The organism is Enterococcus dongliensis (genome assembly GCF_031927985.1).
Classification (GTDB): Bacteria; Bacillota; Bacilli; order Lactobacillales; family Enterococcaceae; genus Enterococcus_A; species Enterococcus_A dongliensis.
Genome location: NZ_JARPZC010000003.1, coordinates 212,407 through 225,165 on the forward strand (window position 1 = coordinate 212,407; position 12,759 = coordinate 225,165).

The 12,759-nt window shown below is 38.2% G+C and carries 14 protein-coding genes; 3 read left to right on the forward strand and 11 right to left on the reverse strand.

Going from position 1 to position 12,759, the window contains the following annotated elements:
• On the reverse strand, positions 1-1,152 hold the full coding sequence (gene mutY, locus P7D84_RS04045) for an A/G-specific adenine glycosylase (RefSeq protein ID WP_311805117.1): 1,152 nt from the start codon (positions 1,150-1,152) through the stop codon (positions 1-3).
• The gene (gene recX / locus P7D84_RS04050; protein ID WP_311805119.1) at positions 1,145-1,942 is read right to left on the reverse strand and encodes a recombination regulator RecX; all 798 of its coding nucleotides are present in this window, start codon (positions 1,940-1,942) and stop codon (positions 1,145-1,147) included. The genes mutY and recX overlap by 8 nt, the downstream gene beginning before the upstream one ends.
• A 143-nt stretch (positions 1,943-2,085) precedes the next feature.
• On the opposite strand from recX, the gene rlmD reads away from it, so the two are divergent.
• A complete protein-coding gene (gene rlmD, locus P7D84_RS04055) occupies positions 2,086-3,459 on the forward strand; it encodes a 23S rRNA (uracil(1939)-C(5))-methyltransferase RlmD (protein ID WP_311805121.1) in 1,374 nt (457 codons plus the stop codon).
• A gap of 108 nt (positions 3,460-3,567) precedes the next feature.
• On the opposite strand, the gene P7D84_RS04060 is transcribed toward rlmD, so the two are convergent.
• The 3 genes from P7D84_RS04060 to P7D84_RS04070 form a co-directional block, all read right to left on the reverse strand.
• Complete coding sequence (locus P7D84_RS04060) at positions 3,568-4,749, reverse strand: LCP family glycopolymer transferase (protein WP_311805123.1); 1,182 nt, start codon at positions 4,747-4,749, stop codon at positions 3,568-3,570.
• 233 nt (positions 4,750-4,982) lie between these two features.
• Positions 4,983-5,591, reverse strand: coding sequence for a superoxide dismutase (locus P7D84_RS04065; RefSeq protein WP_311803213.1), 609 nt, complete (start codon positions 5,589-5,591; stop codon positions 4,983-4,985).
• A 72-nt stretch (positions 5,592-5,663) separates the two neighbouring features.
• Positions 5,664-6,131 (reverse strand): GtrA family protein, encoded by a 468-nt coding sequence (locus P7D84_RS04070; protein WP_311800176.1) that lies wholly within the window; start codon positions 6,129-6,131, stop codon positions 5,664-5,666.
• Between the two features lie 162 nt (positions 6,132-6,293).
• On the opposite strand from P7D84_RS04070, the gene P7D84_RS04075 reads away from it, so the two are divergent.
• Both P7D84_RS04075 and P7D84_RS04080 read left to right on the forward strand, forming a co-directional pair.
• The gene (locus tag P7D84_RS04075) at positions 6,294-7,109 is read left to right on the forward strand and encodes a DUF1189 domain-containing protein (RefSeq protein WP_311805125.1); all 816 of its coding nucleotides are present in this window, start codon (positions 6,294-6,296) and stop codon (positions 7,107-7,109) included.
• 91 nt (positions 7,110-7,200) lie between these two features.
• Complete coding sequence (locus P7D84_RS04080; RefSeq protein WP_311805127.1) at positions 7,201-8,148, forward strand: phosphoglycerate dehydrogenase; 948 nt, start codon at positions 7,201-7,203, stop codon at positions 8,146-8,148.
• A gap of 14 nt (positions 8,149-8,162) precedes the next feature.
• On the opposite strand, the gene P7D84_RS04085 is transcribed toward P7D84_RS04080, so the two are convergent.
• The 6 genes from P7D84_RS04085 to liaF all read right to left on the reverse strand — a co-directional run bounded on the left by P7D84_RS04085 (position 8,163) and on the right by liaF (position 12,724).
• On the reverse strand, positions 8,163-9,095 hold the full coding sequence (locus P7D84_RS04085; protein WP_311805129.1) for a glycosyltransferase family 2 protein: 933 nt from the start codon (positions 9,093-9,095) through the stop codon (positions 8,163-8,165).
• Between the two features lie 11 nt (positions 9,096-9,106).
• On the reverse strand, positions 9,107-9,400 hold the full coding sequence (locus P7D84_RS04090; RefSeq protein WP_311805131.1) for a HesB/YadR/YfhF family protein: 294 nt from the start codon (positions 9,398-9,400) through the stop codon (positions 9,107-9,109).
• A gap of 11 nt (positions 9,401-9,411) precedes the next feature.
• On the reverse strand, positions 9,412-10,077 hold the full coding sequence (locus P7D84_RS04095; RefSeq protein WP_311800182.1) for a potassium channel family protein: 666 nt from the start codon (positions 10,075-10,077) through the stop codon (positions 9,412-9,414).
• Between the two features lie 142 nt (positions 10,078-10,219).
• Entirely contained in the window at positions 10,220-10,852 is a 633-nt protein-coding gene (locus P7D84_RS04100; RefSeq protein WP_311800183.1) for a response regulator transcription factor, read from the reverse strand.
• A gap of 70 nt (positions 10,853-10,922) precedes the next feature.
• Positions 10,923-12,005, reverse strand: a complete 1,083-nt coding sequence (locus P7D84_RS04105; RefSeq protein ID WP_311800184.1) for a sensor histidine kinase — start codon at positions 12,003-12,005, stop codon at positions 10,923-10,925.
• Positions 12,002-12,724 (reverse strand): cell wall-active antibiotics response protein LiaF, encoded by a 723-nt coding sequence (liaF, locus tag P7D84_RS04110; protein ID WP_311805132.1) that lies wholly within the window; start codon positions 12,722-12,724, stop codon positions 12,002-12,004. The genes P7D84_RS04105 and liaF overlap by 4 nt, the downstream gene beginning before the upstream one ends.
• Positions 12,725-12,759 lie beyond the last annotated feature (35 nt).

The following is a 12,759-nucleotide window of genomic DNA, read 5'->3' on the forward strand; positions in this document are numbered from 1 at the left end:
CTAATCTTTGTCGTCTGCTAGATTATTTTCAAAAACTTCCAACATTTTTTGCTGTGGTTTTGGGAAAACATAGTTCGAAAATCTATTTGGACGTACCCATTGACCTTCAAGTGTCAGCGGAGCAGTGTTTCGCCCATAAAAAATAATGATATGCCACCGCAAATGACTGAAAACATGCGTTACTTCTCCCAGAATTTTTTTTTGCCAAACGACTGCTTCTGTTGAAAATAATTCTGGACTATCTTCGGCAATCAATGCATCAGAAAACAAATCCCAACGATTCGAATCATATCGTTCTTGAAGTTCTTCGAAACGTGCCGCACTGATTTCTTCTAATGGGAACAACCACATACTAGCTAACAATCCACTTTCCGGTCGTTGCTGCAGAAATATTTCTTGCTGATTATTTTCGATGATCCCTGCAATATAATAAACATCTTTAGGCTTTTGTTTTTTCGATTTGACTGGAAAATCTGTCTGACGTTTTTCTTGATATGCTTGGCAAAAATTTTGGATTGGACAGAGTTCACATTGTGGTTTTGTTGGTGTACAGATACTAGAACCTAGATCCATCATCGCTTGATTGAACTCTCCTGGTTGATCGTAGCTGATGATTTTACGCATCGCCTCATCAAAAACCTTGCGACTGCTTGCTTTGGCGATATCGGCTTCTATGCAAAACAATCGACTGACTACACGCATCACATTGCCATCAATCGCAGGCTCAGGAAGATCAAACGCGATGCTGCTGATCGCCCCAGCTGTGTAAGGACCAATTCCTTTTAACGAACGAATATCCTCAACCGTTGTGGGAAATTCTCCCTCAAATTCTTCCATAATCTGTTTTGCAGCAGTTTGTAAATTTCGGGCACGGGAATAATAGCCTAACCCTTCCCAGACTTTCAATAGTTTATCTTCTGGTGCATTGGCTAAATCTTGAATCGTTGGGAATGTTTCCATAAATCGATAAAAATAATCAATCACCGTGTCGACCCGCGTTTGCTGCAACATGATTTCTGAAATCCAGATACGATAAGGATCTTGATTATAACGCCAAGGAAGATTGCGTTTTTCTTGTTGGTACCAAGTAAGAAAAGCCTGTTGAAAATCGGTGGTCTCTTGCGCAGTCCAATCCTCCCATCTCTTACTCATCACTTTCCTCTTTTCTACGAATAAAGGCATCAATCTGATCGAACTGAAACCCTTTTTGATACAAGCTCTGTTTCACTTTTTGACGTCGTTTTGCAGGTTCAAACCGCTGATTTTTTCGCCACAATTTCTCTCCTTGTACTTCTAAAGCATCGCCTTCTTGTTCTTGAATGTCTGAAAAATCGACCTCAGCCAACACACTTTTACTGATATCACTGTCAAACCCTTTCGTTATCAGTAATTTTTGGAGTTTTTGCCGCGTTTCACGCTGACTGTTATGATGAAATTTTTTCAAGGCTTTTTGAGCAGTATGAAAGGCTACTTGAAATTGTTCATCGGCTTCATATAGATAAAGAGCTTGTTGGATTGTAAGATCATTTACACCTTTTTGTTTTAGTTTTTGTTGCAAAACTCGTGGACCTTTATCACCTAATCGCATCTGTGTACGAACATAACTTTCACTGTAAACAAGATCATCCACTAAATGCATTTCTTTGAGTCGTTTGAGGATTTTCTGCCGATCAGATTGTTCGATCTCATTATCTTTTAAATACGTATGGATTTCTTTTTCTGTCCGTAATTGATAACTCAAGTAATTCAAAGCTAGTTGGAAGCCTAAATCTTCTCGCCCTTCTTGTTTGATTGCTGTCAATAGTTTTTCAGACAATTCTTGCCCTTTGAGCAAGCGGTGACGTACGACCGTGTCTTCTGACAATCGTAATTTTTCTCCATTGGAAAATTCTACTTTATAATAAGGTCCCCGACCTTGACTGACCTTCACTACCGTCAACATCTTGTATCCTCCTATTTTTCCATTTTACCGGATCTTCCTCACAAAAATTAATTCTATCATAGATGAACAACCAGTCACTAAAAATATGCTAAAATGAATTGCACAGAAAAACTGTACTTATCAATTCCAGAAAGAGGCTCATTATGGCTGTTCAACTTAAAACAAATCAAACATTGACCTTAAAAATAAAACGTCTTGGTATCAATGGTGAAGGCATCGCCTATTACAAACGTCTCATTATTTTTGTAACAGGAGCGTTGCCTAATGAGACCGTCGTTGCCCGTATCAGCAAAGCCACTCCGCGCTTTGCGGAAGCTGATCTAGTTAAGATCATAAAAAAAAGTCCTGATCGGATTATTCCGCCTTGTCCAGTCTACGAAGAATGCGGCGGCTGTCAACTGCAGCATCTTGCTTACAACAAACAATTAGACTTCAAAAAAGATTTATTGCGGCAAGCTTTAGAAAAATACAAACCAGACGGATACCAAGATTTTGAATTGCGGGACACGCTCGGGATGGAAAATCCTTGGCATTATCGTAACAAAGCTCAATTTCAATTACGTAAAAATAAACAAACCAATCAAGTAGAAGCTGGTCTCTATCGCGCAGACTCTCACCAATTAGTTCCGCTTAAAGACTGTCTCGTACAAGAGGAAACGACGCAAAAAGTGATTAATACCGTGACCAATTTATTGACGAAATACGATGTGCCCATCTATGATGAACGAATCAATGCCGGAATCTTACGGACGTTAATGGTTCGAATCGGTATCGAAACAGGTGAGGTTCAGGTAGTCTTAATCACTAAAACAAAAAAAATACCAAAGGTGAATCCATTAATCCGTGAGATCACTCAGCGTCTGCCAGAAGTGGTCTCTATTATGCAAAACATCCAAGATAAAAAAACTTCGGTCATCATGGGAGATGAAACGATCCATTTATGGGGAAAAGAAGTCATTAATGAAAAGATCGATGAAGTAAGTTTTGAACTTTCTCCGCGAGCTTTCTTCCAGTTAAATCCTCAACAAACCAAAGTACTTTATCAAGAAGCGGTTAATGCGTTAGATCTGTCAACGCCTAAAACAATTGTCGATGCGTATTGCGGAGTTGGGACAATCGGGCTGTCATTAGCAAAACAAGCAAAAGAAGTCCGCGGGATGGACATCATTTCTCAAGCAATCGATGATGCGAAAAAAAATGCTGAAGCGATGAATCTGACCAATACCCACTACGAAGTTGGAACCGCAGAAAGTATCTTACCTAAATGGTTGAAAGAAGGATTTTCTCCTGATGCGATTGTTGTTGATCCGCCCAGAACGGGATTGGATGATCAACTATTAAAAGCAATCCAAGCATCACCTAGTCCACAAATGGTCTATATTTCTTGCAACGTATCCACATTGGCGCGTGATCTTGTTAGTCTTAGCAAAATCTATCACGTAGATTACCTGCAATCTGTTGATATGTTTCCTCAGACAGCTCGTTGTGAAGTAGTCGTAAAATTATCCAAAAAATAAGCTAAGGGGTGTGACAAAATTATTGTCACACCCCTTTTTCAGTCTATTTTAAAATTATGTTCTTTAATGGGAAATCAGAAATTTATTTACAGTATCACACAGCGTTGATTAATATCCTGCTGCCGGTTGCCCGTATTGGGCATTAGGATCATCATATCCTTGATTGGTTTGCGCAGAATCGTCATATTGTGAATAGTCATCATCTACACTGGAAGATTCTTCGTAACCATTGCTATTGTCATAGTTACTAGGATCATCATATCCTGGGGCAAATTGACTAGTATCTTCACTGGCTTTTCCATCTGAGTCATCGTAGAACAAGCTATAAGCATCGTCATCTTCCAAATTTGGCAAAGTTTCAGCAGGTGTTTGTCCTAATTGTTTTTTCAACGTATTTTGGATTTCTAATAATTCGTTGGTACCTAGAATCTGATAATACACTTCATCAATCATCTGGCTTTTTCCAACTAATTGTTTTTGTTTGATTGTATCAAATGCGGATAAATAATTTGTCCCAACATCCATCATATCTTCCCACGTTAAATCGGTCTTCATATTTTTTTCGACCGCTTTTAAAATTTTTCGGTAATTTCCTACTCCGTTAATCGACATGGCTTTACGTAAGATTTTGGTCACAACTTCACGCTGACGTTTTTGGCGACCAACATCACCTTCTGGATCTTCATACCGCATGCGCGCATATGCCAATCCTTTTTCACCGTCTAGAGTTTGTTTCCCTTTTTTGACATGGATACCATCCAATGTAAAATCGATCTTATTATTTACTTCGATCCCACCAACTGCATCGATCAAATCTTTCAAGCCGCGCATATTGATGGAAACATAATGATCTAACGGAATGTCTAAAAGTGTTTCTATGGTGTCCATGGACATCTCCACACCACCAAAGGCATAGGCATGGTTCAGTTTATCGTTGCTTCCATAACCTACAATCTTGGCTAAGATATCTCGATCAAGACTAACAATCGTTGATTTTTTTTGTTTAGGATTAATGGTGACTACCATCATACTATCTGATCGACCTTGATCTGATCGGCCCAGATCTCCTGTATCTACCCCCGCAAGCAAAATCGAAAAAGGTTCTGCATTGTCGATATTGGGTTTTTCGCCGCCTTCTCTTTTCAAACTCGTTCGTTTGACTGTTTGACGAATATTATCAACCATTTTACTTGCATCTGCAGTTACTTGAACTGCATAATATGTAATGCCTCCTACAACTAAGTTCAGTAGGACAAGCAATCCTATAACAATTTTTTTCCAACGACTCATGGTACACCTCTATCAACGATTTTTACGTTTCATTTTCTCATAGATTTGCCGACGGTTCAACCATCAAAAAAAATAATCCATTTGAACGAACAAAACTTAAAAAATAATAAGACTTTTGCTCTACATCTTTGATTTATACCATAAGTTTATGAAGATTTTAGGAACAATCGAATTATTCAGAGCAAAAAAATCGAAAAGACCAGTATCCTGTCTTTCCGATTTTTTAATTGGCATTATTTAGCTGCTGCTAAGTTTTGGTTTGCTTGTTCCCAGTTTACTACATCCCAAAAGGCCGCGATGTAATCTGGACGAACATTTTTATATTTTAAATAGTAAGCATGTTCCCAAACGTCTAAACCAATAATAGGTGTTTTGCCATCCGTTAATGGGCTGTCTTGATTGGCAGTCGATGTAATTTCTAACTTGCCGTTGTTCCATACTAACCAAGCCCAACCAGAGCCAAAACGGCCTGTTGCTGCTGTTTTGAATTCTTCTTTCATTTTTTCAAAACTACCAAATGTTTCTTCAATCGCTGTTTTAATTTCACCTGTTGGTTCGCCGCCAGCATTTGGTGCCATGATTTTCCAGAAAAAACTATGGTTAGCGTGTCCGCCACCGTTGTTCCGAACTGCTGTACGGATATCTTCTGGTACATCATTTAAATGAGTCACTAATTCTTCTATCGTTTGCTCCGCTAATTCAGGATGTTTTTCGATTGCGGCATTTAAGTTGGTTACATACGTATTGTGGTGCTTGTCATGATGCAAATGCATCGTTTCAACATCAATGTAAGGTTCTAACGCATCGTATTCATAAGGTAGATCTGGTAAAGTATAAGCCATTCTTCAATTCCTCCTTAAAATATCTTACACATTGACTGTATCAAATAACGCTCTGTTCTTCAAAGTATATGCTTAACGTGAGGAAGAATTAGTTTTCTCATCCTCAATGATCTCAACTTTTTTAAATATGAATACTTTGCTGAAAATATAATTCGCAATAACAACAATAATTTGTGTGATGAGTTTTGCAATCAGATTCCCTGTATGAAGCAAATCGATAAAAAGATACATCGTAGCCATATCCATCCCAAAAGAAATCACCCGAGCAAAAACAAATTTGCTAAACTCCCATACCAGTTCTTTGAAATTTTCCGTTTTTGATTGAAAGACCCATACCTTATTAGTCACAAAGGCAAACAGGACCGAGAAAATCCAAGAGATCGTATTAGAGATGGGCCAATTCAAATGGAAAACCTGATAAGCTAAGGCAAATGTCACAATATTTACCACAGTCGCTAATCCGCCAAAAAACAAATAAATAAAGACTTCCCACAACCTTTTTGCTACTAAATATTCTTTAACCATGTGATAGATTTTCATAATTTCTCACTTTCTTATTCTTCTCTTCTTAAAATAAGATAGCGAAGCTGAAAATATTAGTCAATTCTTTCTTGATTTCTTTTTACATTTTTACAGATCAGCTTGTTATTTCAACTTTACTTCGCTACAATGGCATTTGTATATAAAGATTGGAGCGATCACATGACTTTTCGTCAATTAATCAAAGGATCTCTTTTTCGTTTCGAAGATCTAAAAAACGCCAAAAATACCTCCTTTTGGAAGGCAATCGTTTATTTATTAGGCTTGAGTCTGATTCTGGCAATTCCAAGTGTCTATCAAGCCCTTCAAGTAATGGACCAGATCAAAACCGATAGTCTGACAATTGTGGAGAAGATTCCTGATTTTCAAATTGAAAATGGGTCGATTAAAACCGATGGGCCAGAAAAAGGATTCATTTATCAAACAGACTCCATCATCTTAACCTTTGATCCTGAAGGCAAACGCACACAACAAGATGTTGAAAAAGACCTTGTTGGAAATTACTTTAGTATCGGGCTATTAAAAAAACAAGCATTAGTCGTCTTGCCGGATTATGGCGGTGTCAGTTCAGCACTGTTTGGTGACAACGTTTTAAAATTTTCTTACACCCAAGATCCACTGAAAAATATGACTGGTGATAGCTTAAGAAGTGAATTAAAAGATCTGAAGTTGCCGGTTTGGGCACCGCTTGTGATGTTACTAGCGGGAATCTACCCTTCTTTTATTAATTTATTCGTAACCTTAGTCTTTGCCGGATTTGCCGGAATGATCGTCGCAAAATTAAGATTGCGGCGTGTGAAATTTTTTGATTGCTTTAAAACGATTATTTTTTGTGCTACGATTCCAACGATCTTAGCAACGATTATCTTATTATTCCAACCAAGTTTTGATTCCAGCATCTTGATCACGCTTATCAGTCTGTTCATCTTTTTCCGCATCATCAATTATTTACCTAAAATCGAATTACCGACCAATTAACTGCTTGCGATTCTGTAAGCAGTTTTTTTTCAAGATTTTTGATAAAATGAAAGCGAGTTTTCCAGTTAGAAAAATGAAATGAGGGAGCATAATGACAAAACCTATTATTTTTTTACAACGTGCATTTCGTGAAGAATTTATCGACAAGATCCATGCCATCGCACCTGATTATCAAGTAAAAACAGAGATAACATCTGAAGAAGCAGCAGCAGTGGAAATATCTGTTGGCTGGTCAGAAAAGTTTAATGAACTTTTGCTTTCAACGAATCAACTAAAGTGGGTCCAATCCATCTCAGCGGGGATTGATTCTCTCCCTCTGGCTGAATTTTCGACACAAAACATTTTATTATCAAACGGTAGCGGAATCCATGCACTTTCTATCAGTGAACATATCATCGGCGTTTTACTTGGTTATTACCGCGGCTTAAATCAATCCGTAAAAAATCAAGAACAACAACTATGGGGACAAAACACCATTCACTATGACCAGCTTGCTGGAAAAAACCTCTTAGTCGTCGGCACTGGTCATATCGGTCAACAACTATCACGTTCTATTCATAGTTTGGGCGTAAATGTTTATGGGATTAATACTACTGGTCATCCTGTTGAAGGATTCACCGAGACCTATTCCATCAAAAACTTAGCAAAAATTGTTTCTGGAATGGATATCGTTGTAGGAATCTTGCCAGGAACACAAGAAACTTACCATATCTTCAATAGTGATATTTTTGAGAAAATGAAACAAGATGCGGTCTTTATCAATGTCGGTCGCGGCGATACTGTCCACACGAAAGAATTAATAACAGCATTGACAGAGAAATCTTTCGCCTTTGCTGCTCTGGATGTTTTTGAAGAAGAACCTTTATCTAGCGATAATCCGCTATGGACATTACCGAATGTTTTGATTACGCCTCATATCTCAGGACTGACAGTAGATTTCCAAAACAAATTCATGCAGATTTTCCTAGCAAATCTTAAAGCTTATGTGACGACTAATGCACTTTCTCGCAATCAAGTCCGATTAGATCGTGGCTACTAAAAAAAAAGTTGGAGCTATTGCTTCAACTTTTTTTCAGTCTCTTTCACGATGTAGACGGGGCGTTTTTTTGTTTCCATAAAAATTTTACCGATATACTTTCCGATGATTCCAATACATAATAATTGAATACCACCAATGAAAAGAATAATCGTCACTAACGATGGCCAACCAGATGTTGGATCACCAAAAAGCAAGGCTCGAACAATAATGAATACCATCGCAATCGCTGAAGCAACACAAGAAAAGGCACCCACAAAAGAAGCAATATTCAATGGCGCATCAGAAAAATTGATAATACCATCAAGGGAATAATTAAATAATTTCCAAAAAGACCACGAAGTTTCGCCAACCGTTCGTTCGTGATTTTCAAATGTAAGATATTCTGTCTTGAAACCGACCCAGCTGAACAATCCTTTAGAAAACCGATTGTGCTCAGTCAATTCCAGGATTGCATCAACCATTTGTCTGGTCATCAAGCGGTAATCTCTTGCCCCATCGACCATTTCAGTATCACTTATCTTATTAATTAATTGATAGAATTTTTTAGCAAAAAAACTTCTTATTAATGGTTCACCTTTTCGGTCAGTTCTGCGAGTCCCGACACAATCAATATCCGTTGTTTCAATCATCTCTACCATTCTTGGCAACAATTCTGGTGGATCTTGCAAGTCCACATCCATCACAGTCACTAATTCCCCACTAGCCGCTTGTAATCCAGCATATAAAGCCGCTTCTTTGCCAAAATTACGAGAAAAAGAAAGGTAGCGCACAAATTTATGCTTACGAGCTAAATTACGCAAAACTTCCAGTGTGTGATCACTGGAGCCATCATTGATAAAAATATATTCAAATTCATGAGCAATGTTTGCTTTTGTTTTTTCCATCTCCACGAAAAAAAGAGGAATCGCTTCCTCTTCATTAAAGCAAGGAACAATCACTGATAACATTTAAGTCACTCCTAAGCCTGACTAAAATCATATTTAGGTTCATCTAGCTTCTCATCGTAATCGACCACTAGATCAAAGCCTTCAAAAAACCATTCATCTGTCGCTTCAATATAAAACAATTGCTCGCCAATCGTCGTTGTGAGAAGTGGATCTTCTGGAGTATCTACGCCCATCCCTACTGAAAAACCTTCATGAACTTGTGTTTTACCATAAACTTTTCCATAAAACTTGATTCCTTGACCCTTAGCAGGTGCTAGTTCTTTTTTGAACCAGTTTTGAGCTTGGGGAGTTATCGTTAATTTCATTTAAAAATCACCTATCCATTCATTTTTTCATCTAAATAATCTACATCTTCATCGCGGCCAATCACAACTAAATGATCATCTTTTTGCACGACTTCTTCCGCAGCAGGAGTGACGATAGGATCTTGTTTTCCTCGGCGAATCGCTACGACATTTAGTCCAAAACGCTGGCGGAAGTCTAATTCATCTAAGGTCTTCCCATAAAATTTCCGATTGGATACATTGATCTCAGCTAGTGAAAATTCGTCGGATAGCTCTAAATAATCCAAAATATTTTTTGAAATAAGATTATGGGCGATTCGTTGCCCCATATCGCGTTCAGGATGGACTACTCGATCAGCACCGATTTTTTCTAGTACGCGGGCATGGTACTCATTTTGTGCTTTTGCTAAAATATCAGGCACACCCATTTCTTTGACCATCAGCGTCACTAAAATACTAGCTTGGATGTCTTCGCCGATTGCCACGATTACATGATCAAAATTACGAATACCTAATGAGCGTAGTGTCATCTCATCTTGCGCATTCGCAACGACTGCATGAGTCGCAATATTCATATATTCATTTACCCGGTCTTCACTACTATCGATGGCCAGAACTTCTTGCCCTGATTCAACTAATGTCCGACAAATACTTCCGCCAAATCTTCCTAAACCAATAATAACAAAACTTTGTTTCATGTTATCTCCTCGTTATAATCATTTATTCAATTCATCTTTGTTAGACCAACTATAAAATCTGTCAAAGAATTTGTAGTTGAGAATTTTTTTATTTCTTCTTAAGTATAACAAAGAGCGGGTCAATAAAACAGAGAGGAACTCTCTATTTTATCAACCCGTGTTTGAAGGCATAAATCGCTGCTTGAGTCCGATCTTCGACTTCTAATTTTGCCAAAATATTTGAAACATGTGTTTTGACTGTTTTTAAGGTGATAAATAATTCATCTGCAATCTCTTGGTTGCTCATTCCTTGGGCAATCAAGAGCAAAATCTCTTGCTCACGATTTGTTAATTCTTCATGAAGGACATGGCGATGACGATTGGAAAGTTGTTCCATCATTTTCGTCGTGACTTCTGGTTCTAACACGCGCTCGCCATTATATGTTTTGCGAATGGCATTGGCGATTTCATGAGCGGTCGATGTTTTCAACAAATACCCTGATGCGCCTGCTTCGATGGCTGGATAGACCTTTTCATCATCAATAAAACTAGTGACGATCAAAATTTTTGCTTCCGGCCAATCTTTCAAAATTTTCTTGGTCGACTCGATGCCGTCCATGACTTCCATTACTAAATCCATCAGAATTACATCCGGACGAAGTTCCATCGCTTTTTCATATCCCTCTTCGCCGTTTTCAGCTTCTCCGACGACTTCTACATCTGCTTGGATCGATAAATAAGAAGAAACACCCAAACGAACCATTTCATGATCGTCAACTAATAGCACTCGTATCATCTTTTGCCTCCTAGTTCCTGTTCATAAATTTTTTCAGTATTTTTTTCTAACATCTTCTATCATTTGAACATTATTTTTCCTTTGAATCGATTGGACTAGCCTCATTCACAACCGGGATTTTGATTTCGATACTTGTTCCTTGTCCTTTGAAACTAATTATTTTCGTTGAACCGCCGACACCTGCGATACGTTCACGGATATTTCGCAGGCCGTAGCTTCCTGCATGCTCATCTTTTGCTTCAAATCCGACACCGTCATCGATGACACGCAATAAAATATTTTGGCCAACGATTTTTAGATAGACTTCCAATTCACCCGCTTTTGCATGGCGCAATGTATTGGAAAGCAATTCTTGGATCACTCGGAATAGTTGATCTTCGATACTAGCAGAAACATGGATATCTTGTACATCCCACTTCAATTTAATTTGGATCTTCGTCTGCAATTCTTTTAATAATTGTTCGATTCCTTGTCGTAAACTTTTTCCTTCCAAATTAATTGGACGTAAATGGAGCAACAAGGCGCGCATTTCTGATTGTGCAGCATTAATAATGTCTGCGACCATAGCCAATTGTTTCTTATAAGGTTCCAATTCTTCCGAATACTGTGATTGTTCATTTAATGCCGACATCATCATCATCGCCGCAAAAAGCTGCTGAGAAACAGAGTCATGCAGTTCACGCGCTAAGCGATGCCGTTCTTCTTCTAAGATCTTTTCTTTAGTCGTACCATCCACCATCTGCGGCTGGCTGCTCAGCTGCTGTAGTTCACGCGACATACTGACCAGCTTTTCTTTGATTCGTTTGATATCATGATCCACCAGCAACATCTCTTTATTTTGGGCGATAGTAACATCTAATGACGGCTGATCATAATTCCCTGAAGCCAAATGTTGCAGTTTCCCCTCAAGTTTTCCTAGTTGGCGTTTTTCTAAAAACGTTACAAAAAAATATATAGCAACACTTATCGTCAATGCGATAAAAAGAATATGGATAAATAATGGCATATAGAAGATCCGCGCAATAAAAAGTTGTGCAAATAATTGTTTTTTCCCAATCGCATACATATATAAAAATAAGGTGGTCAAGAACAATAAAAAGGAGATCAGCCCAGAATAAAGGGCGATCTGTAAACGAGAAGATTTCCCCATCATACGCGGATCACCTCAATATCACCAACCAATGTATTGGTTACTATTTTTAATCTGCGGGGACTTTTATCGTAATCCTCACTATAAATTTTAATTGTCTCATTTCGAAGAACTTGTGATTCTTCATCAAATAGAACTTTTCCGTATAAAGTCGCGTGCTCAAAAAGAATTCCGATTCCATACGGCACTAAGATCCGCGTCCGACCAAACCCTTTACGAACGATCACGACACTGTCTTCTTTTGGCAATAAGGTATTGCCTAAATCGACGATGGTATCCCCCGCTAAAATAGCGACATTGATATCGTCCCATTCAAAGACTTGGGTGCCAATTCGATCATTGCCAAACCAATTTTGTTTCTTTTTTTCCCCATTATGATTAACCGGATCCGTCGTTTCCACCATTGTGATACTCTTTTTCGTCTTCAGTGAACGGCTTGGCATGGAGATACCAGCAATTTCGAACCCTTTTAGACCAAGAAAAATCACTGCAAAAATCAACATCAGCCAAGTTGCCGGACTATTTACAAGGCAGATGACCAAAATCACTGAACCTAAAATCAATTGGAATTTTCCACGGTGGTGTTTTCGCATCGCCCAATAGATATTTAATATGCCAAAGATCAATAAGATCAACATCGCAGGATTTGAAGATAACTGCCATAATAAGAAAATCGCAAGCAAGGCTTCAATTACAATAAAAAAGCGCCATGGACTTTTCATTTTATCTTTTTCCCCCAACTTTTTTATTTATATCT

What these genes read in the sequence shown, in the direction of transcription:
- mutY (WP_311805117.1), bottom strand. Translation starts at nt 1,152, where the DNA reads ATGAGTAAGAGATGGGAGGATTGGACTGCGCAAGAGACCACCGATTTT.
- recX (WP_311805119.1), bottom strand. Translation starts at nt 1,942, where the DNA reads ATGTTGACGGTAGTGAAGGTCAGTCAAGGTCGGGGACCTTATTATAAA.
- rlmD (WP_311805121.1), top strand. Translation starts at nt 2,086, where the DNA reads ATGGCTGTTCAACTTAAAACAAATCAAACATTGACCTTAAAAATAAAA.
- P7D84_RS04060 (WP_311805123.1), bottom strand. Translation starts at nt 4,749, where the DNA reads ATGAGTCGTTGGAAAAAAATTGTTATAGGATTGCTTGTCCTACTGAAC.
- P7D84_RS04065 (WP_311803213.1), bottom strand. Translation starts at nt 5,591, where the DNA reads ATGGCTTATACTTTACCAGATCTACCTTATGAATACGATGCGTTAGAA.
- P7D84_RS04070 (WP_311800176.1), bottom strand. Translation starts at nt 6,131, where the DNA reads ATGAAAATCTATCACATGGTTAAAGAATATTTAGTAGCAAAAAGGTTG.
- P7D84_RS04075 (WP_311805125.1), top strand. Translation starts at nt 6,294, where the DNA reads ATGACTTTTCGTCAATTAATCAAAGGATCTCTTTTTCGTTTCGAAGAT.
- P7D84_RS04080 (WP_311805127.1), top strand. Translation starts at nt 7,201, where the DNA reads ATGACAAAACCTATTATTTTTTTACAACGTGCATTTCGTGAAGAATTT.
- P7D84_RS04085 (WP_311805129.1), bottom strand. Translation starts at nt 9,095, where the DNA reads ATGTTATCAGTGATTGTTCCTTGCTTTAATGAAGAGGAAGCGATTCCT.
- P7D84_RS04090 (WP_311805131.1), bottom strand. Translation starts at nt 9,400, where the DNA reads ATGAAATTAACGATAACTCCCCAAGCTCAAAACTGGTTCAAAAAAGAA.
- P7D84_RS04095 (WP_311800182.1), bottom strand. Translation starts at nt 10,077, where the DNA reads ATGAAACAAAGTTTTGTTATTATTGGTTTAGGAAGATTTGGCGGAAGT.
- P7D84_RS04100 (WP_311800183.1), bottom strand. Translation starts at nt 10,852, where the DNA reads ATGATACGAGTGCTATTAGTTGACGATCATGAAATGGTTCGTTTGGGT.
- P7D84_RS04105 (WP_311800184.1), bottom strand. Translation starts at nt 12,005, where the DNA reads ATGATGGGGAAATCTTCTCGTTTACAGATCGCCCTTTATTCTGGGCTG.
- liaF (WP_311805132.1), bottom strand. Translation starts at nt 12,724, where the DNA reads ATGAAAAGTCCATGGCGCTTTTTTATTGTAATTGAAGCCTTGCTTGCG.